This is a genomic window from Mesorhizobium sp. URHB0026, assembly GCF_054059755.1.
On record NZ_JBSSCN010000001.1, the window covers coordinates 4,901,769 to 4,924,821 of the forward strand.

19 protein-coding genes, 1 tRNA gene and 2 pseudogenes are annotated in these 23,053 nt (G+C 62.8%); 11 read left to right on the forward strand and 11 right to left on the reverse strand.

The features are described 5' to 3' along the window. Nucleotides 1-334: 334 nt before the first annotated feature. From ACVWWD_RS24155 to lipB, 7 genes are all read left to right on the forward strand, one after another. On the forward strand, nucleotides 335-1,003 hold the full coding sequence (locus ACVWWD_RS24155) for a response regulator transcription factor (protein ID WP_352551659.1): 669 nt from the start codon (nucleotides 335-337) through the stop codon (nucleotides 1,001-1,003). Nucleotides 1,004-1,126: 123 nt separating this feature from the next. After that, nucleotides 1,127-2,317 carry an aminotransferase class V-fold PLP-dependent enzyme gene (locus ACVWWD_RS24160; protein ID WP_352551661.1) on the forward strand — a complete coding sequence of 397 codons (1,191 nt, stop codon included), beginning with the start codon at nucleotides 1,127-1,129 and terminating at the stop codon, nucleotides 2,315-2,317. 13 nt (nucleotides 2,318-2,330) lie between these two features. After that, nucleotides 2,331-3,293: an HpcH/HpaI aldolase/citrate lyase family protein gene (locus ACVWWD_RS24165; RefSeq protein WP_023769803.1), complete on the forward strand. Its 963-nt coding sequence runs from the start codon at nucleotides 2,331-2,333 to the stop codon at nucleotides 3,291-3,293. Between the two features lie 21 nt (nucleotides 3,294-3,314). Further along, nucleotides 3,315-4,499 carry a malate--CoA ligase subunit beta gene (locus ACVWWD_RS24170; RefSeq protein ID WP_023782622.1) on the forward strand — a complete coding sequence of 395 codons (1,185 nt, stop codon included), beginning with the start codon at nucleotides 3,315-3,317 and terminating at the stop codon, nucleotides 4,497-4,499. A 13-nt stretch (nucleotides 4,500-4,512) separates the two neighbouring features. Beyond that, nucleotides 4,513-5,412, forward strand: a complete 900-nt coding sequence (gene sucD, locus ACVWWD_RS24175; protein WP_015317363.1) for a succinate--CoA ligase subunit alpha — start codon at nucleotides 4,513-4,515, stop codon at nucleotides 5,410-5,412. A gap of 185 nt (nucleotides 5,413-5,597) precedes the next feature. Then, nucleotides 5,598-5,682, forward strand: a tRNA-Leu gene (locus ACVWWD_RS24180). A 142-nt stretch (nucleotides 5,683-5,824) separates the two neighbouring features. After that, nucleotides 5,825-6,568, forward strand: coding sequence for a lipoyl(octanoyl) transferase LipB (gene lipB / locus ACVWWD_RS24185; RefSeq protein ID WP_023769800.1), 744 nt, complete (start codon nucleotides 5,825-5,827; stop codon nucleotides 6,566-6,568). A 7-nt stretch (nucleotides 6,569-6,575) separates the two neighbouring features. Here lipB and ACVWWD_RS24190 read toward each other — a convergent pair whose 3' ends face one another. Next, complete coding sequence (locus tag ACVWWD_RS24190; RefSeq protein ID WP_457103455.1) at nucleotides 6,576-7,826, reverse strand: site-2 protease family protein; 1,251 nt, start codon at nucleotides 7,824-7,826, stop codon at nucleotides 6,576-6,578. A gap of 411 nt (nucleotides 7,827-8,237) precedes the next feature. Here ACVWWD_RS24190 and ACVWWD_RS24195 point away from each other — a divergent pair. Continuing rightward, nucleotides 8,238-8,404, forward strand: a pseudogene (locus ACVWWD_RS24195) (metalloprotease); the annotation flags it as partial. An 85-nt stretch (nucleotides 8,405-8,489) separates the two neighbouring features. Here the strand turns inward: ACVWWD_RS24195 and ACVWWD_RS24200 are convergent. Further along, a complete protein-coding gene (locus ACVWWD_RS24200; RefSeq protein WP_352551666.1) occupies nucleotides 8,490-10,451 on the reverse strand; it encodes a caspase family protein in 1,962 nt (653 codons plus the stop codon). Nucleotides 10,452-10,655: 204 nt separating this feature from the next. On the opposite strand from ACVWWD_RS24200, the pseudogene ACVWWD_RS24205 reads away from it, so the two are divergent. Next, nucleotides 10,656-10,979 (forward strand): annotated as a pseudogene (locus ACVWWD_RS24205) (transposase); the annotation flags it as partial. 187 nt (nucleotides 10,980-11,166) lie between these two features. Beyond that, on the forward strand, nucleotides 11,167-12,192 hold the full coding sequence (locus ACVWWD_RS24210) for an IS110 family RNA-guided transposase (RefSeq protein WP_352553953.1): 1,026 nt from the start codon (nucleotides 11,167-11,169) through the stop codon (nucleotides 12,190-12,192). Between the two features lie 359 nt (nucleotides 12,193-12,551). Here the strand turns inward: ACVWWD_RS24210 and ACVWWD_RS24215 are convergent, their stop codons facing one another. From ACVWWD_RS24215 to mce, 6 genes are all read right to left on the reverse strand, one after another. Then, complete coding sequence (locus ACVWWD_RS24215; RefSeq protein ID WP_352551668.1) at nucleotides 12,552-13,010, reverse strand: outer membrane protein; 459 nt, start codon at nucleotides 13,008-13,010, stop codon at nucleotides 12,552-12,554. 784 nt (nucleotides 13,011-13,794) lie between these two features. Then, nucleotides 13,795-14,523, reverse strand: coding sequence for an ABC transporter ATP-binding protein (locus ACVWWD_RS24220; protein WP_174361970.1), 729 nt, complete (start codon nucleotides 14,521-14,523; stop codon nucleotides 13,795-13,797). After that, a complete protein-coding gene (locus ACVWWD_RS24225) occupies nucleotides 14,475-15,761 on the reverse strand; it encodes a lipoprotein-releasing ABC transporter permease subunit (protein WP_015317359.1) in 1,287 nt (428 codons plus the stop codon). The genes ACVWWD_RS24220 and ACVWWD_RS24225 overlap by 49 nt, the downstream gene beginning before the upstream one ends. After that, the gene (gene proS, locus ACVWWD_RS24230) at nucleotides 15,758-17,086 is read right to left on the reverse strand and encodes a proline--tRNA ligase (RefSeq protein WP_352566867.1); all 1,329 of its coding nucleotides are present in this window, start codon (nucleotides 17,084-17,086) and stop codon (nucleotides 15,758-15,760) included. The genes ACVWWD_RS24225 and proS overlap by 4 nt, the downstream gene beginning before the upstream one ends. Nucleotides 17,087-17,738: 652 nt before the next feature. After that, complete coding sequence (locus tag ACVWWD_RS24235) at nucleotides 17,739-18,023, reverse strand: DUF1467 family protein (protein WP_023769792.1); 285 nt, start codon at nucleotides 18,021-18,023, stop codon at nucleotides 17,739-17,741. Then, nucleotides 18,020-18,424, reverse strand: a complete 405-nt coding sequence (gene mce / locus ACVWWD_RS24240; RefSeq protein WP_352551671.1) for a methylmalonyl-CoA epimerase — start codon at nucleotides 18,422-18,424, stop codon at nucleotides 18,020-18,022. The genes ACVWWD_RS24235 and mce overlap by 4 nt, the downstream gene beginning before the upstream one ends. 363 nt (nucleotides 18,425-18,787) lie before the next feature. On the opposite strand from mce, the gene ACVWWD_RS24245 reads away from it, so the two are divergent. Beyond that, nucleotides 18,788-19,039 carry a hypothetical protein gene (locus ACVWWD_RS24245; RefSeq protein ID WP_352551673.1) on the forward strand — a complete coding sequence of 84 codons (252 nt, stop codon included), beginning with the start codon at nucleotides 18,788-18,790 and terminating at the stop codon, nucleotides 19,037-19,039. On the opposite strand, the gene ACVWWD_RS24250 is transcribed toward ACVWWD_RS24245, so the two are convergent. From ACVWWD_RS24250 to nuoN, 3 genes are all read right to left on the reverse strand, one after another. Continuing rightward, on the reverse strand, nucleotides 19,029-20,699 hold the full coding sequence (locus ACVWWD_RS24250; RefSeq protein ID WP_352551675.1) for a ribonuclease J: 1,671 nt from the start codon (nucleotides 20,697-20,699) through the stop codon (nucleotides 19,029-19,031). The two genes, ACVWWD_RS24245 and ACVWWD_RS24250, sit on opposite strands and share 11 nt — an antisense overlap. Before the next feature lie 91 nt (nucleotides 20,700-20,790). Beyond that, on the reverse strand, nucleotides 20,791-21,612 hold the full coding sequence (locus ACVWWD_RS24255) for a biotin--[acetyl-CoA-carboxylase] ligase (RefSeq protein WP_457103456.1): 822 nt from the start codon (nucleotides 21,610-21,612) through the stop codon (nucleotides 20,791-20,793). A gap of 4 nt (nucleotides 21,613-21,616) precedes the next feature. Continuing rightward, nucleotides 21,617-23,053 carry an NADH-quinone oxidoreductase subunit NuoN gene (gene nuoN / locus ACVWWD_RS24260; RefSeq protein WP_023769787.1) on the reverse strand — a complete coding sequence of 479 codons (1,437 nt, stop codon included), beginning with the start codon at nucleotides 23,051-23,053 and terminating at the stop codon, nucleotides 21,617-21,619.

Here is a 23,053-nt window from a genome sequence, read left to right on the forward strand (position 1 = left end):
GGTCTAGACCATGATTCCGAAAAGTGGAAATCGGTTTTGGGTCCGACCACAAACAAGAAATTAAGAGCGGCGGAGTGATTCGATTTCGCAGCCTGTCGCTCCAACGCACGGGAATTGCAGCCGAAAAGTCCCGCTTGCGCAACGGCGTCGTTTTCGGCCGCCGCCACACTGTCCGGCGTGCGATTACGTCAAAAGCGGGTGCGCTTGTGGCCCGGTGGCGCGACAGCCGATGTCGCTGGGGAAAGAGCACCCGTGCGCCATTGGGGCAGAATTGTCATGACGCGGGTCCAGGCATCGGCTGGCCCCCAAGCCGCAACAAAAAAGCCGGAAGCCCTTGAAGATCAGGTCGCGGACAGAAGACAAGGCAATCGACGAGCGGCGTGTTCGCGTGATCGTGGCCGAACGCAATCCGCTCGTCATATCGGCTCTGCGCGAAATGCTGGACTGCGACGGGCGCTTCGAGCTTTTGGCCTCCGTACAAAGCGGCAGGCATTTCCTGGAGCTTGCAGCGGTCCAGGAGTTCGATGTCGCCGTGATCGGCTGGAAGCTCTCCGACATGGACGGCGCTGATATCCTGGCCGAGGTCCAGGCCCGCAAGCTCGACGTGCGCATCACCGTCTTTTCCAACGACCATGACATCGGCATCCTGAAACAGTGCGTGCGCCTGGGGGCCCAGGGCTACTGCTTCCAGTTCGACGATCCCGCCATCATCTTCGATACGATCCTGGCTGTCGCGCACGGCCGCATCTGCATTCCCTATATCGACATCAACAAGGTCAACGACACGCCTCTATCCCGGCTTACCGTACGCGAGCGTGAACTGCTGGCGGTACTGTCCGACGGCTGGACCAATTTGCAGATCGCGACCCGGACCGGCATCTCCGAAAACACCGTGAAGTACCATCTCAAGAATCTCTACGACAAGCTCGACGTCCGCAACCGGGCGATGGCCGTCGCGCTCTATTCCCGAGAGAGGCGCACCCAGAAGCAGCCTTTCGGGTAGGCCCACCGGGTAGGCCCGCCCCACCCGCGCGCGGCGAGATATTACCCGCCAAGGTGTTGTGGGTTTTGGCCGTCGAAACGAAACTCCCCTCACCGCTTTGCTGGATCAGGAGGAGTTCGCATCATGGCCGGTTTCACCCATCTTTTCATTCCCGGGCCGACCAACATCCCCGAGCAGGTACGCCAAGCGATGAACCTGCCGATGGAGGACATGCGCGCGGCCACCTTCCCCGACCTCACACTACCGCTGTTCGAGGACATCAAACGGGTCTTCAAGAACGAGACCGGCCGCGTCTTCATCTACCCGTCCTCGGGCACCGGAGCCTGGGAAGCGGCGATGACCAATGTGCTCAGCCCCGGCGACCGCGTGCTGATGTCGCGCTTCGGCCAGTTCTCGCATCTGTGGGTCGACATGGCAGAACGGCTCGGTTTCGAGGTCGAAATCATCGACTGCGAATGGGGAACCGGCGTGCCGCTGGAACTCTATGCGGAGCGGCTGAAGGCGGACAAGACGCACCGCATCAAGGCGATCTTCTGCACCCAGAACGAGACGGCGACAGGCGTCACCAGCGACGTCGCCGGCTGCCGCGCCGCGCTCGACGATGCGAACCACCCTGCCCTTCTTTTCGTCGACGGCGTCTCGTCGATCGGCTCGATCGACTTTCGCCAGGAAGAATGGGGCGTCGACTGCGCCGTCAGCGGCTCGCAGAAAGGTTTTATGCTGCCGGCCGGCCTCGGCTTCCTGTCGGTGAGCAAGAAGGCGCTCGTCGCTTCGAGAACCGCCACCCACCGGCGCTGCTTCTTCTCCTTCGAGGACATGATCCGCGCCAACGATGCCGGCTATTTCCCCTACACGCCGGCGACACAATTGCTGCGCGGCCTGCGCGCCTCGCTCGACCTGATCGCCGAGGAAGGGCTTGAGAACATCTTCGCCCGGCACCATCGCCTTGCCGAAGGCGTGCGCAAGGCGGTCGACGCCTGGGGCCTGAAGCTCTGCGCCAAGGCGCCGAAATGGCACTCGGACACGGTCAGCGCCATTCTCGTGCCGGATGGCATGGACAGCGGCGACGTCGTCAAGCGCGCCTACCAGGCGTACCAGACATCGCTGGGCGGCGGCCTCAACAAGGTGTTCGGCAAGGTTTTCCGCATTGGCCATCTCGGCTGGCTGAACGAGGTGATGGTGCTGGCCTCGCTTTCGGCGGCGGAAATGGCGCTGCTCGATTGTGGCGTCCGGCTGGCGCCGGGCTCCGGCGTCGGCGCCGCCATCCAGCATTTCCGCGCCTCGGCCGCAGTGCCGGTCGCCAAAGCCGCCTGAGGGAGTTGAAACGATGAGCCACACCATCAACCACCTCAAAAAACTCAGGCTGCAGCGCAGCGAGCTGGCGGTCCCAGGCTCCAGCCCGGAGATGATTGACAAGGCGGCCAACAGCGCCGCCGACTTCGTCTTCCTCGACATTGAGGACGCCGTCGCGCCGCCCGACAAGGAACGCGCACGCAAGAACATCATCCAGGCCCTGAACGACATCGACTGGCGCGCCAAGGGCAAGACCGTTTCGGTACGCATCAACGGACTGGACACCCACTACATGTATCGCGACGTGGTCGACGTGATGGAACAGGCCGGCGGCCGGCTGGACACCATCCTGGTGCCGAAGGTCGGCGTTCCGGCCGATCTCTACATGGTCGAGGCCATGGTCAACCAGATCGAGATGGCCAAGGGCTTCAAGACCCGCGTCGGCCTGGAAGCGCTGATCGAGACCGCGCTCGGCATGGCCAATGTCGAGGCTATCGCCGCCGCCCCTGGACGGCTGGAAGCCATGCATTTCGGCGTTGCCGACTATGCGGCAAGCTGCAAGGCGCGGACGGTCAATATTGGCGGCCTCAACCCCGACTATCCCGGCGACCAGTGGCATTTCGCGCTGTCGCGGATGACCGTCGCCTGCCGCGCCTACGGTCTGCGCGCCATCGACGGACCGTTCGGCGATTTTTCGGATCCGGAAGGCTACAAGGCGGCCGCCAGGCGCGCCGCCGCGCTCGGCATCGAAGGCAAGTGGGCGATCCATCCCTCGCAGATTGCCTTGGCCAACGACGTCTTCTCGCCGCCGGAGAAGGAAGTCACGCGAGCTCGCCGCATCCTCGAAGTGCTGAAAGAGGCGGAGGCGCAGGGCAAGGGTGCCGCCGCGCTCGACGGCAAGATGATCGACGCCGCGTCGGAGCGCATGGCCAGGAATGTTCTGGTGGTCAACGACGCCATCGAACGCGCCGGCCAACAGCACGTCGCGGCACTTTGACGATTTGGGGAGGAGAAAAGAATGGACATCCACGAATACCAAGCCAAGGAACTGCTCGCCCGGCATGGGATCCATGTGCCGCGTGGCGGCCTTGCCTACAGCCCCGAACAGGCGACCTACCGGGCGCGCGAGATCGGCGGCGGCAAATGGGTGCTGAAGGCGCAGGTTCATTCCGGCGCGCGCGGCAAGGCCGGCGGCATCAAGCTTTGCGCCAATGACGAGGAAATTTCCAGCGCCGCCGAAGCCATGCTCGGGCGCAAGCTGGTGACGCACCAGACCGGCCCGCGCGGCAAGCTGATCTCGCGCCTCTATCTGGAGGAAGCCGTCGACATCGCGCAGGAGCTCTATCTTGGCTTCGTGCTCGACCGCAAGGAAGAGCGCGTCATGATCGTGGCCTCGGCCGCCGGCGGCATGGAAATCGAGGAGATCGCCGAGAAGGCACCCGATTCGATCATCCGCGCCACCGTCGATCCCGGCGTCGGCATGCAGCGCTTCCAGGCGCGCGAGATCGCCTTCGGGCTCGGGCTGGAGGATAGCCTGATCGGCAAGGCGACAGAGACCATCTTCAGCTGCTACCAGGTGTTCCGCGACTACGACGCCTCGATGCTGGAGATCAATCCGCTTGTGGTGACCCGCGACGGCAGCCTGGTGGCGCTCGACGCCAAGATGTCGTTCGACGAGAACGCGCTGTTCCGGCGACCCGAAATTTCCGAATTGCGCGACAAGAGCCAGGAAGACCCGCGCGAAACCTTCGCCAGCGACCGCGGCCTCTCTTATGTCGGCCTCGACGGCAATATCGGCTGCATCATCAATGGCGCCGGGCTCGCCATGGCGACGATGGACATGATCAAGATCGCCGGCGGCGAGCCGGCGAACTTCCTCGACATCGGCGGCGGCGCTTCGCCCGAGCGGGTGGCTAAATCGTTCCGCGCCGTGCTCGGCGACAAGAATGTAGAAACCATCCTGGTCAACATCTTCGCCGGCATCAACCGTTGCGACTGGGTCGCCGAGGGCGTCATCAAGGCGATCCGCGAGGTCGGCGTCAACGTGCCGCTGGTGGTGCGGCTGTCCGGCACCCGGGCCGAGGAAGGACGCAAGATCCTGGCCGATTCCGGCGAGGCGGTGATCGTCGCCGATACGCTCGCCGAAGCCGCCGAAAAAGCCGTAGCCGCCTGGCGCGCGGTCACCAACAAAAAAGCAGCCTGAGGGAGGACGGAAAATGGCAATCCTGCTTAACCGCAGCACGCGCGTCATCGTGCAAGGTTTCACCGGCAAGATCGGCAGCTTCCATGCCGAGGACATGAAGCGCTACGGCACCAAGCTCGTCGGTGGCGTCACGCCCGGCAAGGGCGGCCAGACGCATCTCGGCCTGCCCGTCTTCAACACGGTCAAGGGCGCGGTGCGCGAGACCCGTGCCGAAGCCAGCATCGTCTTCGTGCCGCCGCCCTTTGCAGCCGATTCGATCATGGAAGCGGCGGATGCCGGGATAAAGCTCTGCGTCTGCATCACCGACGGCATCCCCTCGCAGGACATGATGCAGGTCAAGCGCTACATGCGCCGCTACCGCTTCGAGGATCGCATGCGGCTGGTCGGGCCGAATTGCGCCGGCATCATCACGCCGGGACAGGCGCTGATGGGCATCATGCCCGGCTCGATCTACCTGCCCGGCCGCATCGGCATTGTCGGCCGCTCGGGAACGCTGGGCTATGAAGCCGCCTCGCAGATGAAGGCGCTCGGCATCGGCGTGTCGACCAGCGTCGGCATCGGCGGCGATCCGATCAACGGCTCCTCCTTCAAGGACGTTCTGAAGCTGTTCGAGCAGGACGACGAAACCGACGCCGTGGTGATGATCGGCGAGATCGGCGGACCGCAGGAAGCCGAAGCCGCGATCTGGGCGCGCGACAATATGAGGAAGCCGCTGATCGCCTACATCGCCGGCCTGTCCGCCCCCAAAGGCCGCCGCATGGGCCATGCCGGCGCCATCATCTCGGCCTTCGGCGAGTCCGCGCAGGAGAAGGTCGAGATCCTGAAAGAAGCTGGCGTCATCATCGTGCCGACCCCGTCCTCCTTCGGCGAGGTGGTGGCCGATACGCTGGCGCGGAGGAAGCAGGCGGCGTAGCCGCAGGATCGGGCGAAAGCCGCGGCGACGCCGTCTCCAAGACGCGCCGCCGCCCTCGTTTCCGGGCGCGCAAAGCGATTGATCCGTTATAGCCATTCCCAGCGATTAAATACTCGTGGCGCACTTGTTTCGCTGGAAACGATTTGCTACACGCCGCGAGCCGGTCGGTTCCGGCTCTACCACGTGCGGTCGTGGCGGAATTGGTAGACGCGCAGCGTTGAGGTCGCTGTGGGGCAACCCGTGGAAGTTCGAGTCTTCTCGACCGCACCAAATCATCCTGACGACACAGCTGCGACCTGCACCAGCAAGCACTCATTGTCTTGCCGGCGCGTCGGATGCTCGGCGCCCCGCCCGCGGCGAACTGGACGTTTCCGCCTGATATCGCCATATGGAAGGCGACAAGAGAGACGCCATGCCAGAACGCAGCCAGATCGCCACGTCGTTCCTGCCCTTGCCCGGTTCGGCCCCGGTCGAATGGCTGGTCGAGCCCGGCCTTACCGCCTATCCCGATGCGCTTGCCTTCATGGAGGCACGCGCCGAAGCGATCCGCGGCGGGGCTGCCGGCGAAATGGTCTGGCTGGTCGAACATCCGCCGCTCTACACCGCCGGCACGAGCGCCCGTATCGAGGACCTGATCGAACCTGACCGCTTTCCGGTCTTCGCGGCCGGACGCGGTGGCGAATACACTTATCACGGGCCTGGCCAGCGGGTCGCCTATGTCATGCTCGACCTGAAGCGCCGGCGCGAGGACGTGCGCGCCTTCGTCGCGGCGCTCGAACAGTGGATCATCGGCACGCTTGCCGCCTTCAACGTGCGCGGCGAACGACGAGAGGACCGGGTCGGCGTCTGGGTGGTACGGCCTGATCGCCCTGCTTTGCCCGACGGCTCGCCTGCCGAGGACAAGATCGCGGCAATCGGCATAAGGCTGCGGCGCTGGGTGAGCTTCCATGGCATCGCCATCAATGTCGAGCCGGACCTCTCCCATTTCGGCGGCATCGTGCCCTGCGGCGTCCAGGACCACGGCGTCACCAGCCTTGTCGATCTCGGCCTTCCCCTTGGCATGGCTGATCTTGATCTCGCTCTGAAATCCTCTTTCGAGGATGTGTTCGGCGCAGCTGCGGCCCTGGCCATCGAATCCGCCCGCAAGGCCGGCTGATCCGGCTTCAGAGAAGTTGCCCTGACGCCCACAGCACGCCGCAGCCATGGATGGCGAACACCGCCAGCAAGGCCCCGGCGATGACCAAACGGTCGACAGTACCGATCGGCTCCAGTTCGTGGCGTGGCTTCACCCCGCTGCCGACGGTGAGCAGGCTGAGGATCGAAAAGACCGCACCGGCCGCGAGCAGGAAGCCCAGGGAAAAACCGGCCCGCCAGCCAAGCGCCAGAAAGGCCGAAAGGAGCGAGAAGGACGCCAGCGCCAGGACGACCGGCCCCGGGCAGATCTGGCGCAGCACCTGGCCGCCGTCGAACTTCCACACCGGCACCAGATTGGCGATGTTGAACAGCGCGGCGCAGCCTGCGAGCGCGGCGAGCAGCGCGGCAGCCGCCTTGTGACCCTCGCCGCCGGCAAGCACGCTGGCGGCGATGACGATCGGCACCAGGAAGGCGGAGAACCCCGCGCCCATCAACGCCACGAAGGCCACTTCGAAACGGCTGTTATAGGGCCGGCCGCCAATGGCGATGCCGCCAAGCAGCGGGATGAAGATCATCCGCGCCCTGCGATGGCCCGTCAGCCGGAACGCCGCCATGTGGCCGAGTTCGTGCAGCGCCACCACCGATGTCAGGATCGCGGCCAGCGCCAGCCCGCCGAGGTGAAGGCCGAAGAACGGCCACAGCATCAATGCCGACAGTACGGCAAAGCCGACCTGGCTCAGCGGATGCTCGAACCAGCCACCCTTGCGATACTGCCCGGTTCTTGCCCAACGCTGCAGCTTGGAGAGCTCGCGGCGCATGGCGAAATAGCGAAACACCAGGAAAGCCACGCCACGGTACCGGTCGGTCCGGCTGAGCGTCACGCGCGTGCCGCTGCCCTCCGAAACCAGTTCGGCGGTCTCGCCATAGTCCTTCCAGAACGAGCCATCGAGCGCGGTGTCCTCGATCACCCGCATCGAGAAGCGGCTGCCCTCGACGACATCTTCAAACCGTGCCCTGCGCTCTATCGGCTTGCCATCGCGGCCTTCCCAAGAGAGCGTGATGCGGGCGACGCCATCTTCGTCCAGCGGCTGCGCCGACAGGATCTCGCCGGACCAGCCAGCATCGCTGCCGAGCGGCCACAGCGCCTGCCACAGGCGCTGCCGGTCCATCGCCACGATGCGGCTCGACCGGACCGTGCGCAAACCAAGCGGCACGGTCATCAGGATAAAGATCAGCCCGAGATTGCTGGCCACGAGAATGGCCGTGACGATGGGCGACACCTGGACGTTGCTCCCTGCCTTGGAACCGCACCCTAACGTCGCGGCGGCAAGAAAAGCTTAACGACGGGGTGGCATTGGCCATCGAGAAACAGCGAGGGCCGACGCCGCCAGATCACATGGCTCCGATCCAGATCGCCATGGAGACAAGAAACGCGCTCATGCAAACCAGCGAGATGACATCCTGAACCAGATCGGTCATAACTCTCTCCTGTTGTGGATATGTTTCCAATTTGTTCTAATTTTGTTCCATTGTCAACAAACAGAGGTATGGAGATAAGTCGGGAAATTAGCACGGTTAGTGAAGGGTTAACCGGGGGCGCAGCCCTCAGCGAGGACAAAACCTCGCCGTTCTCGGTCGGCATATCACGACCGGGATGCTTTGGAACTGGTCGAACTTGCGGAGAAGAATAAATGCATATTCGCGTTCTCACGGTGCAGCCCGGCCAGACCATTGGCACGCTCGCCGCGCAGATGGTCGGCGTCGACCGCAAGCTCGACCTGTCCGGATGCTGAATGCGCTGTCACCGGGGGCTGCGGTTTCGGCCGGCGACAAGCTCAAGATCGTCACCGACAAGTAGGTCGATGCCGGCGTTCAGGCGGCTGCGGAATGATGGGTTCGACGCTACCTGTCCTGACGGTGCGACCATGGCGTCGCAGTCGCCATCAGCCACTGTTGTCACTGTTGCCACTGTTGCCACTGTTGCCACTGTTGGTGTCGTGGTCGCCGCCAGTGCCACGCCAGGGCGATGGTCCGGTTTCCCCTGGCACCATCGGGACCTTTGGCGTAACGATCTTCGGCGGCGGCACTTTTGGCGCAGGTGTACGGATCACCTTTATCTTCGTAATGACTTTCGTCACCACCTTGGGCGTGCACACCGCGACCGCCAGCGTGCCTCGTTTGGGCAAAAGACCGAGTATGCCCATCGAATAAGCCTCTTGCCGCTCGATGCCGGCCTTGAGGAAAGCCAAGGCACGAACCGGATCGGCGGGCACGCCATTGCGACCTTCCTTGAAGATCATCGCAAGATCATTCATGGCGTTGATATGCCCCATCGCTGCTGCCTTGAGCATGAGGTCAAGCCCCTTGCCGGTATCGCGCTGGACGCCGACGCCATTGAACAGGGCGCGGCCCCACGCGCTCATGGCGTAGGGATCGCCCCTGTCGGACGCTTGCGAATAGAAACCATTCGCTTGCGTGGCCTCCACGGGCATCCCTACTCCCGAGGAGGCGAGGTAGCCGAGTTCGTAGACGGCGCGGACGTGTCCCTTGTCGGACGCTTCCTGGATGGCCTTCCTGGCCTCGTCGATGTTGCCGCCGACGAGCAGCGCCCGCCCGAGTTCGTAACGGAAGCGGGCGACATCGGGATAGGCTTTCACCGCAGCCTCGCAGGCCTCGACCGCGCCGTCTGCGATCTCGTTAGGTAACCGGCCGGGGGCGACGCCTTGCAGGTCGAGCGGCTCGCCGGCAGCCTGGTCGCAGAGGTCGACGCTCGGCGACAGCTTCATCGTCGCCCGTTTCGACGCGTTGCCGGCGCGGATCTGAAAGTCAATCTCGACGGGAGCCGCCGAGCCGATCTGCGGCTCGTAGCGCAATTGGTCGACTTCAGCGGCCATCAGGCTCGACTGCGGCGACAGGACGCGATCCGGCAGGGACAGCGTTCCAACTGCCGGATAGCCGGCGAGTTTGATCGAAACATCCTTGGCAGGAAAATCCAGCTTCAGCGCAACCGGACCGACGCCGACCGGGACGCTGATGTCGCGATTTTCGATAGCTTCGGTGGCAGTGGCGACCAGGGTTCCGCGCTCCGCCACCTGCTGGTTCTGCTGGGCGTCGGGCGCCGGCTGCACCGGTTGCCCCGCCGCGCGCATCAGCACGACATCGTCGATCAGCGAGGAGTTCTCCCACGGAACCTGCCTGCCATTGGTCGCCTTCACCACGTCGCGGCGCACGGCGGCCATGACGGCACCGATTTCCTGGTTCGGCGCCAGCGCACGGCGGGAAAAGGCGGATGAGAAGGGGCTGAGATCGCCGGACCCGTCATAAGCGACAGCGCCGGGCTCGGTGGCAAACGCAATCAGCGCATTCTGCGAGCCTGTTACCTGCGCGAGCCCGGTGCCGTCGGAGACGATCAATTGGGAGCGCAGCCAGTAGTCCTTGCGCGGGAACGGATTGTTGCGGCAAGCATCGAGGATGATCACCTGAATCTTCGACTTCGTGCGCAATTGTTGCAGCACGTCGTTAAGCCTTATTGTCTGCACCTCCATGTCGGCCGCATCCTTCAACGACGCATCGACCGGGATCAGGAAATTCTCGCCCCCGATCTGAAAGCCGTGGCCGGAATAATAAACGACGGCGAGATCAGCGCCGTCGGCGGCGGCCAGATAGTTGCGGAACTTCTCTTCGAATTGGAGCTTGGTCACGTCCTTGGCGACGAACACGTCGAAGCCGGCCTGCCGGAACGTGTTCGAAACGTCCTCAGCGTCCTTGTCCGGATTCTTGAGCGCCGGGATTTCCTGGTATTGCGAATTGCCGATCACGAGCGCAACCCTTCGGTCGGCGCGGGCGTCGAACGCCGAGAGGCTCATGAGGATCAAGGCAGCAAGGAACGCGTAGCGTTTCAGCATGGCAAAACCCATCCTCGTTATGGTCTGGTTGCCTAAACCGACATCAACCGGATGACCGGCTCTTCGGGGCAAGATTGAGGCCAGGAACGGGCATTGGCAAGCCCGAACCTTGGCCTGCTGCTGGTTTCGTGGACACCGAGATAAGGTGTTTAACGGAACTGGAGAGTTGGGATGCAGAGAAGGAAATTCAGCCGCGAGTTCAAGCTTGAGGCGGTGAGATTGATCAGGGATTTGCCGGAGGGGGCAATGCTTCTCGCCGACAAGGGTTATGATGCCAACGCATTGCGCACCGTCATCACCGAGCGAAAGGCATGGGCCAACATCTCGCCCAAGGCCAACCGCAAGGACCCGATCTGCTTCAGTCCTTTCCTCTACAAGGCGCGCAACTTCGTCGAGCGCTTCTTCAATAAAGCCAAGCAGTTCCGCCGCATCGCAACCCGCTACGACAAACTAGCCGAGAACTATCTCGCCGCCCTCAAGCTCGTTACAATCCGCATCTGGCTACGCGGTAATGAGTCTACGTCCTAGCCGACAGAGCTAAATCGATCTCCGTGTTCCTCCGATATGAGAAGTAGTGATTTGCGCCCGCGACGCGCCCGTTCGGGTAACAAAAAAGATCGGATGATTGGGGCTCCGGCGACCTCCCTGCATGGGAGTAGCGGGAGGTCGGTCTTCCGGGCAAGCTCCAACGGTTCAACCGGTCAGGAGGTCTGCCATGGAACTGTTCGTGGGTCTTGATGTTTCCGTTCGCACCACCAGCGCGTGTGTGATGGACACTGGTGGTAAACTTATTCGAGAGAGCAAGGTGGAGACCGAGCCGGAGGCGATCAGCGCCCTACTTCATGCGATTGGCGGTCCCTACAAGCGCGTCGGCCTTGAAGCCGGTCCGCTTTCGCAATGGCTCTACAGTGGCCTGTCGGCCGCAGGCTATCCGGTGATCTGCGTCGAGACGCGGCACATGAAGGCCGCGCTCTCGGCTCAGATCAACAAAACCGATCGCAACGATGCCCGCGGCATCGCGCAGATGATGCGCGTCGGCCTCTACAAGCCGGTTCATGTCAAGACCGTCCGGAGCCAGGAGATCCGGATGCTGCTCACTGCGCGGAAGTTCGTGCAGACGAAGATTCTCGATGCGGAGAACAACCTGCGAGGCCTGCTGCGCAACTTTGGCCTGAAGGTCGGAGCCGTAACCCGGCTGCAGTTCGAGCGACGTATTATCGAGTTGCTCGAACAATCCCCGCATCTGCAGTTGGTGATCGACCCCCTCCTGGAAGTCCGCCGTGTTTTGAGAGAGCAGTTCCAGCGCCTACACACGGCAATGGAACGTCTGGCCGAGAGCGACGACACCTGCAAACTGCTCATGACTGCCCCCGGTGTCGGACCGATGGTTGCCCTGAGTTTCCGAGCCGGCGTCGACGAACCGGCGCGGTTCAGCCGATCGCGCTCCGTTCCAGCCCACTTCGGATTGACGCCCTCGCGTTACCAATCCGGCGAGATCGACCAGGATAAGGGCATTTCGAAGTGCGGCGATGCCGGGATTCGATGGGCATTGGTTGAAGCCGCCGGCATTCTACTACGTATCTCGAAGCGGAGTTCGCCACTGAAGGCGTGGGGTCTCTCCGTCGCTCGCCGGCGAGGTATGGCGAAGGCTACCGTGGCGGTGGCACGGCGTCTGGCGATCATCCTGCATCGGATGTGGGTCGACAACATACCCTATCGCTGGGAGGCCAACGCCGCCTGAGAGATCGAATTAAAGGGTTCCACGTCGCCGCGTGGATAGAGGTCCCGTTCAGGGACGAGTGGGTAGGCAATCTCGAGGCGGGCTTGGACGTCAGCTCGGACTGATAGTTCGCAAAAAAGATTGAGATGCCTCTCCATCCGACCCGATCATGAAGCGGTCACGCGCCGACTTCGAAGAGAAGCCAGACCCCTGGCGGGCACTCATCACCTCCGGCGCATCGAAACCGTTTACGCATCAGCCGTCAACAAGACCAACGCCGAGCATGGTATGCACGGTGAGGACCCTCTTTGCTTGACAAACCCAGCCCCAAAAGAGAAGCCCCGCCGAAGCGGGGCCACGAAAGAGGCACAGTCCGAAAATCAGAACTTGTAGCTGAGTCCAACGCGAACATCGTTGGTTTTCAGATCAAGCCCGACAGGCTGTGTCGGGAAAGAGAACGGCGGAGATACCGATTCGCGGCCATAATCGGAATAGCGGTATTCGACGCGCCCAATCAAATTGTCAGTCACGGCATATTCAAGTCCAGCGCCGAGCGTCCAGCCAACCCTGGTGTCGCTGATCTCGCTTGACCCACCCAGAAAATTGGTTGCGCCGGAGTATTTAGCGAATGCGACACCGCCAGTTACAAATGGCAAGAAACGATCGAATGCGTAGCCGGCGCGCAGGCGTGTCGATCCGAACCATTTCAAATCACTGCTTGCGAAGGCACCAGGGAACGCAGGAAACGCGTTATCGTCCGACTTGGCGTCGGCGAAATTGATGTCCGCTTCAACACCGACGACATAATTACCATCGAACTTTAAGGCCGGCGAATGCACCGCCAAAGCCGCCTTTAGGATCGACGGAGGTGCTGATGTAGGGTTGGCCAGCGGGAGACCCCGCACCCTCGTAAGTTGAACTTCCCCAAACGTACCCGGCCTGCGCGCCCACGTAGACATCGGTCCAATTATAAGCCGCAGACTGGATCGGTTGGGGGGAAAGATCCGCCGCCAATGCGGGGGTGGCAATCGCAAGCGAAACCAGAAAGGCAAACTTAAGTGCGCGCATCGGGCTATTCCTTTGGCCTGCGGTGGAGAAGCGAATTCCACGTGTCATTTTTAGATGGTCCCGTAGAAAGCGATCTAACTTTTCTGCCAGAAACTGAAAATCTATTTGATCGCCACCCAAAGGCGAGAACGTCCGAGTTCGACCTGAGTTCGTGGGGTTACGCCTCCAGTACCAAACGTCAGACTTTGACCACTAGCCGGCCGGCACCTGGTATTCAGACGCGCCCGGCCGCCGGATGTCGGAATTCAAAGTCCCTTCGGAATGTCTCAGGTAGGGGATTGCTGCCATGCTTTTCGTTGCGAGTGATCTGAGGAGGGCCCGGGAGCCGGTTAACCCTTCGCTAACCGTGCTAATTTCCCGAACTATCTCCATACCCCTTGTCAACGAACAGAATTCGACCGCATCCAGAATTTCGGGGCGATCAGATTGGCAGGGTTAAGAAAAGGTTGACTGGCCTACGCCTATCAATAGGTAGGGAAGACTACAGCTCCGGGCACTCGCGAAACAACCGCATGTGTTGAGCTTCATGCAGGTCCGCAATGCCTGACGCACAGCCTAAAGCGGCACCACCTTGCCGTCGGCCAACGTGACGCGCCGGTCCATGCGCGATGCCAGCTCGTGATTGTGGGTGGCGATCAGTGCCGCGAGGCCCGATTGCCGCACCAGCGCCTCCAGCGCCTCGAACACGTAGGAGGCTGTGACCGGGTCGAGGTTGCCGGTCGGCTCGTCGGCCAAAAGCACCAGCGGCGCATTGGCGACCGCACGCGCGATGGCGACGCGCTGCTGCTCGCCGCCGGACAGCTCGGACGGCCGATGCGATGCACGCTTGCCGATCTGCATGTAGTCGAGCAGTTGCGCCGCGCGCTCGGACGCCTCCTTGCGCGGCAGGCCCTTGATGAGCTGCGGCATCATGATGTTTTCCAGCGCGGAAAACTCCGGCAGCAAATGATGGAACTGATAGACGAAGCCGACATCGTTACGGCGGATCGAGGTGCGCTCGTCGTCGGACAACCGGCCACAGGCGCGACCGGACAGGATCACGTCGCCGGCATCCGGCCGCTCCAGCAGCCCGGCCGTATGCAGCAGCGTCGATTTGCCGGTGCCCGACGGGGCCACCAGCGCCACCATTTCACCGCGCCGCAGCGCGAAATCGGCGCCGTTCAGGATGGTGAGCTTGCGCGGCCCCTGAACGTAGTGCCGTTCGACGCTCTTCAGTTCGATAATGACCTCGGCCACTACTCGTACCTCAAGGCTTCGACCGGATCGAGGCGGGCCGCCCGCCATGCCGGAAACACCGTGGCCAGGAAGGACAGCGCAAGCGCCATGATGATGACATAGGTCGTCTCGCGCGGATCCATCTTGGCCGGCAACTGGCTGAGGAAATAGAGCTCCGGGTTGAACAGCACCTTGCCTGTCATCCAGGAGAAGAACTGGCGTATCGATTCGATGTTGGTGCAGATCACGACGCCGAGCAGCACGCCGGCGAGCGTGCCCGTCACGCCGATCGCCGCCCCCGTCATCAGGAAGATACGCAGGATGGCGCCGCGCGAGGCGCCCATGGTGCGCAGGATGGCGATGTCATGCCCCTTGTCCTTCACCAGCATGATCAGTCCGGAAATGATGTTGAGCGCCGCCACCAGCACGATCAGCGTGAGGATCATGAACATGACGTTGCGTTCAACCTGCAGAGCCGAAAAGAAGGTCTCGTTGCGCTGGCGCCAGTCGACCATGTCGATCGGCCGCTGCGCCGCCGCTTCCACCTTGGGTTTCAGCGCGTCGACATCATCGGGATTGTCGACATAGATCTCGATCGTCTGCGCGCGGCCGTCCATGTTGAAGTAGAGCTGCGCTTCGGAGAACGGCATGTAGACGATCGACGTGTCATATTCAGACATGCCGACCTCGAAGATCGCCGCGATCTTGTAGCCCTTCATGCGCGGCGTGGTGCCGAGCGGCGTCACATCCCCGTCCGGCGAGATCAAGGTAATGGTGTCGCCGAGCGTCAGGCCGAGATTCTCGGCCATGCGCTTGCCGATGGCGACGCCCTCGCCGGTATCGAAATCGGCGAGCGTGCCTTGCTTGATGTTGCTGGCCACGATGGCGATCTTGCCGAGATCTTCACCCCGGATGCCGCGCACCAGCGCGCCAGTGCCGCCGCCGACATTGCCTTGCGCCAGCACCTGGCCGTCGATCAGCGGGATGGCGTATTTGACCCCGGGTACGCCGTTGATGCGGCTGGCGACCTGGGCATAGTCCTCAAGCGGCGAATCGAGCGGCTGCACGATCAGATGGCCGTTGACGCCGAGGATGCGCGTCAAAAGCTCGGCGCGGAATCCGTTCATCACCGCCATGACCACGATCAGCGTGGCAACGCCCAGCATGATGCCAAGAAAAGAAATCGAGGCGATCACCGAAATCACCGTCTCCTTGCGCCGCGAACGCAAATAGCGCCAGGCGACCGTGCGCTCGAAGATGGAAAAAGGGCCGGCGCCCGCCGATCTCGCTGCCGCTGCCTCGCTCATGCGGCGGCACCGAAGCGTTTTGCCGCGTCGGCGATCGGCAGCGTCACGCGCTCGCCGGTCTTGCGATTCTTGATCTCGACCTCGCCGGCGGCGACGCCGCGCGGCCCGACGATCACTTGCCAGGGCAGGCCGATCAGGTCGGCGGTGGCGAATTTGCCGCCCGGCCGCTGGTCGGTGTCGTCATAGAGCACATCCTTGCCGGCGGCGGTGAAGGCGGCGTTGAGTTCGTCGCAGACGCGATCGCAGTCGGCATCGCCCGCCTTCATGTTGATCAGGCCGATATCGAACGGCGCCACCGCTTCCGGCCAGATGATGCCGTTCTCGTCATGGCTGGCCTCGATGATCGCCGCGACCAGCCGCGACGGGCCGATGCCGTAGGAGCCGCCCGAGGCGAAATGATCCTTGCCATCGGGCCCCGTCACCTTGGCGCCCATCGGCTTCGAATATTTCTCGCCGAAGTGGAAGATATGGCCGACTTCGATGCCGCGCGCCGAGACCCGGTCGCCTGTCGGAACCTTCTCCCAGGCCGCCTCGTCATGCATCTCGTCGGTGGCGGCGTAAGGCGTCGTCCAGGTCTTGACGATATCTGATATCTCGCCGTCATTGGCGAAGTCCGTGTTCGCGCCGGGCACGGCAAGCGACAGGTAATCGCGGTGGCAGAAGACCTGGCTTTCACCAGTGTCGGCCAGGATGATGAATTCGTGGCTGAGATCTCCGCCGATCGGGCCGGTGTCGGCCCGCATCGGAATGGCCTGCAGGCCCATGCGCGTGAAGGTCCTGAGATAGGACACGAACATCCTGTTGTAGGCGGCTCTCGCGCCTTCGAAGTCGAGATCGAAGGAATAGGCGTCCTTCATCAGGAATTCGCGCGAGCGCATGACGCCAAAGCGCGGTCGCACCTCGTCACGGAACTTCCACTGTATATGGTAGAGATTGAGCGGCAGGTCCTTGTAGGATTTGACGTAGGCGCGAAATATCTCGGTGACCATTTCCTCGTTGGTCGGACCGTAGAGCATGTCGCGATCCTGCCGGTCCTTGATGCGCAGCATCTCCTTGCCGTAGTCGTTGTAACGGCCGCTCTCGCGCCACAGATCGGCCGACTGGATGGTCGGCATCAGGATCTCAAGCGCACCGGCGCGGTTCTGCTCCTCGCGGATGATCTTGCAGACCTTGTCCAGCACCCGTTTGCCCAGCGGCAGCCAGGAAAAACTGCCTTGCCCCTGCTGGCGGATCATGCCGGCGCGCAGCATCAGCCGATGCGAGACGATTTCGGCCTCGCGCGGGTTCTCTTTGAGGATAGGCAGGAAATAGCGCGACAAACGCATGGACAGGTCCGTGAATGAGAATGGCCACGCCAGAATCGGCGCGGCGCAGGCTTGCTTGCCCCGGCTTCATAGCGATTTCATGACCGAATGGAAACCCGGCGATCCAACCACGCCAGCCCCTTCAGGGCCGGAATCCCTCGCTTCCGGATCGACCCGCGCCGACAATGGAACGCACCGAACCTCTTCGGGTTTGGCCGTCAATTCTTTGCGCGCGTCAATTGCGAACATGCCGCAAAGGCTCTGTCGACCCTGACTGGACGTTTCAAAAGCAAAGCCTGCCGCACTATTGTGCAGTGCAGCACGAGAATGCCCGATTCAAGGCAAAATTCTTCGTGACATTTTCATTTCCGTTGGGCTAATGTGCCCCGATAACCGAGAGGGCAGAAAAAAATCTGCTCTCCTACGCGGTCAAAGTCTTGGGAGGATGCGATCTAGGCGCGGTTACTCGCTGCCGCCGGATACCGGAAACAGATCGGACGCGTTTAATTGCAAGGCCTTGTGCCTTGCATTTTTTTTGTGCAATCATCTGGTTAGCGCCGCAGATTGGCAGGCTACATGACGTTGCGTCAGCAGCCAGCGGCCGGCAGACAGGGCGGCATCTCAATTCCGTCCGCGGCACTCCGACCTTATCGGACCACCCTTGCCGCGACGTCTATTTCCCTGGGGTCGGACTGAAATCCGGCACGATGTGCGGGATGTCGTTGAGGCTGTATCCCAGCCCGTGCGTCAGGCCGTAGAAAATGCCCATCAGGACCGCCGTTGCGATGGTGGTGCGGATCACGGCACGCAGCATATGCGGCCCGCGCGGCGCGCTCGGCACCGTGCCCAGCGTCACGTCGTGATCGTCGTCCTGCGTTCTGACACTGAACGGCAGAACGGCAAACAGCACCACCCACCAGGTCGCGAAAAACAGCGCGGTGAACGAGACCCAGCTCATGATTGCTCCAGTTCGATCAGCGTGCCGAAGAAATCCTTCGGATGTAGGAACAACACCGGCTTGCCGTGCGCGCCTGGCTTGGGATTGCCGTCGCCAAGCACCCGGGCACCGGCGGCCCTGAGATGGTCGCGCGCGGCCAGGATGTCGTCGACCTCGTAGCAGAGATGATGCATGCCGCCGGACGGGTTCTTCTCGAGGAATGCCGCGATTGGCGAGCCCTCGCCAAGCGGCTCCAGCAACTCGATCTTGGTGTTGCCGACATCGACGAACACCACGGTGACGCCATGCTCCGGCAACGCCTGCGGCTCGGTCACTTCGGCGCCGAGCGTGTTGCGGTAAGCTGCAACGGCGGCGGTCAAATCCGGCACCGCAAGCGCGACATGGTTCAGCCGTCCGAGCATGTCCGAGCTTTTTCTCCCAGGTCCAACGACTGGCGTCATACGTCAAATCAGCCGAGATCAACAGCCTTTCGCGAGGAGCGCACTGTCGCACCTGTCGCGACCGGCAGCAACAAAGGACAAAGGCCAATGTCCGGAACAGCCCACCCGCCCCCGCGTTTTCACCTTCGATCTCGGGTCGTTCAAAATTGCCGCTCTGCTCGATGCCGTCGATGTCAGAGACGGGCTTGCATCGGTATTCGCGGCCGGACAGCCGCCGGCGGCCGTGCTCGAACTCGCGGTCTCGAACTTCATCGACCAGGATCGCTACGAGCATTGCTTCATCCCGACGGTGATCGATACCGGTTCGAAAGCGACGGACAGCAATTGCTGATCTGGTCGGACGCTTTCCTGCATTATGTCGTGTCGATCCAGCGTCCTCGGTGGCATGCCGATTTCGACGACGACAAGGAAAAGGCAATCGAGGCCCGCAAAAGCGGCTGCTCAGCATGGCCGCCGAACGGCGCCTGCTCGTCGCCGGCCGGCACGGGCTATGTCGAGCGGACAGACCATTCCTTTCGCTGGATTCCGGTCAGCTATCAGCTGGACATCCGAGCCCCCGCCTCCGTCACCGGGTGACGAAAACCGTCACCAGCGGTTTCTTGCCCCAGGCTTCATTAGCCGCGCCTCGCACCGCGCGCCGCACCGCCTCCTGCACCAGGTCGAGGTCCTTGCGGCGCTGGCGGGGGATCGAATCGACCGCACCGACGGCCGCATCGATCATCAGGTCCTCGAGCGTCTCGCCACGGGCATCGGTTTCGGCGACGCCAATGGCGACCAGATCGGGATCGCCGGCCAGTTCGTACTTGTCATCAAGCACGACATTGACCGCGACATGACCGGCAAACGACAGCTTGCGCCTGTCGCGAATACCCATCGCCTGATCGCTGCCGATCAGATTGCCGTCCTTGTAGACGCGGCCGAACGGCACCTGGTCTATGATCGTGGCGGGACCAGGAGCGAGCCGCAGCATGTCGCCGTCTCGCACTTGCGCCACCTGGCCGATGCCGGAGGTCGACATCAGCGAGCCCTGCGCCACCAGATGCGCGGCCTCGCCATGCACGGGAACGCCGATCCGCGGGCGCACCCATTCATACATCTTGCGCAGTTCGCTGCGCCGCGGGTGGCCGGAGACGTGCACCAGAGCATCGCCGTCCTCGATTATCTTGATGCCGAGATCGATGAGGCGGTTCTTGATCTCGAGGATCCCCTTCTCGTTGCCGGGAATGGTGCGCGAGGAAAACACCACCGTGTCGCCCGCCGTCAGCGACACCGATTTCATTTCGTCGCGCGACAGCTTGGCAAGTGCCGCCAACGGCTCGCCCTGGCTGCCGGTGCAGATGATGACCAGGTTCTCGCGTGGGATGAAGCCGAAGTCCTCCTCGGCGATGAACTCCGGCAGGCCGTCCATGTAGCCAAGCTCGCCGGCCACATCGATGACGCGCTTCAACGAGCGCCCTAGCACAAGGCACTGGCGGCCGGCATCGCGCGCTGCCCTGGCGATGGAAACGATGCGTCCGACATTGGAGGAGAAGGTGGTGACGGCGACGCGGCCCTTGGCGGCCTGGATCACGCCTTTCAGCCCCTCGCCCACGGCCACTTCCGAAGGCGACTCGCCTTCGCGCAGCGCATTGGTCGAATCGCAGATCAGGGCCAGCACGCCTTTGTCGCCATAGGCGCGGAACCGCGCCTCGTCGGTCTTGGGACCGATCGTCGGCTCCGGATCGATCTTCCAGTCGCCGGTATGGATGACGGCGCCGGCCGGCGAGGTGATCGCCAGCGACATGGGTTCGGGAATGGAGTGTGCCACCGGAATGGCTTCTATCTCGAAGGGACCGACCGTGAACTTTTCGCCCGCCCGGTAGATCGTCAGCGGGATCTTCGGCGCGCCCTGCACGCCCTGACGCTTGGCTTCCAGCAGCCCGGCGCTGAACGGCGTCATCCAGACCGGCGCCTTCAGCTTCGGCCAGATGTCGAGCAGCGCGCCGTAGTGGTCCTCATGCGCGTGGGTGATGATGATGCCGCGCAGATCGGCGAGGTTCTCCTCTATGAAGCGCGTGTCGGGCAGGATCAGGTCGACGCCTGGATGCGCCGCGTCGGGAAAGGTAACGCCGACATCGATGACGATCCATTCGCGCGCGCTCGGCGGGCCGTAGCCGTAGAGGGCGAAGTTCATGCCGATCTCGCCGACGCCGCCGAGCGGCACGAAGACGAGTTCGGCGTTGTCCGCTTTCGCCATGATTTTTTCCTTCCTGACCCTCAGGCCAAGCCGTTAAAGCAATTCCAGCAAGTGCCTACCGGTTTTCCGTCCGGAATCGCTCAAAAACAGATTATATCCGCGCGGACGCCACCGCGCCGAAATGCACATCGCCGGCGGCGACCGTCAGGACAGACCCCTCATCGTCGCGGATCACGAAACGGCAGTCCTCGTCAATGGTCTCGAACACGCCACGCACCACATTACCGTCAATTCTGACAGCAACCTCGCCGCCAAGGCCGGCCGCGCGGGCCAGCCAACGCTTCCTGATGGCGGCAAGGCCACTTCCTTCGTCCCACAGGCGGGCATTCTCGCTCCAGGCATCCGACAGCGCCAGGAACAGCGTTTCGGCATCGCAAGCCGCGCCCAACGCATGAAGCGATGTCGCGGGATAAGGCAAATCCCGCGGGTGCGCCACCACATTGACCCCGATGCCCACCGCCACCGCGAAGCGGCTACCATCAAGCATCGCCGACTCCAGCAGGATGCCGGCCAGCTTGGCGCCGGAGGCGAGCACATCGTTCGGCCATTTCAGCTCGAAGCGGTTCTGTCCCTGGCTCGCTCCGTCGAGGCCTATCGCGATGCGGCCCTTCGGCACCACCGCGTCGAGCGCGTCGGCCAGCGCGAGCCCCGCGACGAAGCCGAGCGTTGCGGCAAGGCGCAGTTCGCCGCCGGTGATGAGGAGCAGCGTCGCCGCCAGATTGCCTTCTGGCGTTGCCCAGGCACGGCCACGCCGGCCGCGCCCGCTTTCCTGCTTCTTGGAAACGACCCAGAGCTTGCCTGGGTCGCCCGCCCGGGCATGGTCCAGCGCCAGCGCGTTGGTGGAGCCGACACTGTCATGCGCCTCGAGCCGGAACCCTTCCGACGCCGAGGTTGGAGCCAGCCGAAATGCCATCCCGTCAGAAAAATGTCTTGGCGGCGGCTTCGGCATAGGTGCCGATCGGCCCGCCGATCAGCACGTAGAACAGCACGAAGGCGCCACTGACGCCGAGCACGACACGCAACTCGCTGGCCATCGGCACGAAGCCGCCGACCGGCTCATCGAACCACATGATCTTGATGATGCGCAGGTAGTAGTAAGCGCCAACCACGGAAGCCAGCACGCCGATGATTGCCAGCGCATAGAGATTGGCGTTGATGGCGGCGAGGAAGACGTACCACTTCCCCCAGAAGCCGGCGAGCGGCGGAATGCCGGCCAGCGAGAACATCAGGATGGTCAGGATCGTCGCCATGACAGGGTTGGTCGACGAGAGGCCGGCGAGATCGCTGATCTGCTCGACATTGCCTTCCTTGCGCCGCATGGCGAGGATGAAGGCAAAGGTGCCTAGCGTCATTACCAGGTAGATCAGCATGTAGATGGCGACGCCGCGCACGCCGGCCTGGCTGTTGGCGGCAAGGCCGACCAGCGCGTAGCCCATATGGCCGATCGAGGAATAGGCCATCAGCCGCTTGATATTGGTCTGACCGATCGCGGCGAAGGAGCCAAGCGCCATCGAGGCGATCGAGATGAAGACGATGATCTGCTGCCAGTCGGAAGCGATCGGCTTGAACGCGCCCATGGTGACGCGCACGATCAGCGCCATCGCCGCCATTTTCGGCGCTGCCGCCAGGAAGGCCGTCACTGGTGTCGGTGCGCCCTCATAGACGTCTGGCGTCCACATGTGGAACGGCACCGCCGAGATCTTGAAGGCAAGCCCGGCCAACACGAAAACCAGGCCGAAGACGAGGCCAAGCTGGCGCTCGCCGCCGCCAAGCGCGGTGGCGATCTCCTGGAAGCCGGTGTTTCCGGTGTAACCATAGACCAGGCTGATGCCGTAGAGCAGCATGCCAGACGACAGCGCCCCGAGGACGAAATATTTCAGACCGGCTTCGGTCGAACGCAGATTGTCGCGATTGATCGCCGCCAGCACATAGATCGCAAGCGACTGCAGTTCGAGGCCGAGATAGAGCCCGATCATGCCGTTGGCCGAGATCATCAGCATCATGCCGAGCGTGCAAAGCAGGATCAGCACCGGATATTCGAACTTGTCGAAACGCTCCGCCTTGGCAAAGCGCATCGACATGATCAGCGTCACCGCCGAGCCGATCAGCGCCAGCACCTTCATGAAGCGGGCGAAGGAATCCTGGATGAAGGCATTGCCATAGGCGCTGCCCTGCCCTGCGTGGAAGATCAGCCAGGCGCCTGCGATCACCAGGACGGCGACGGCAAGGCCGGTCACCGTGTTGGCGGTGTTGGAACGCGAATAGGCCCCGACCATCAGCAGCGCGAGCGCGCCGATGGCAAGGATCAGCTCGGGCGTCGAGAGCGACAGGCTGGAGAGAAGGTCCGGCGTCAT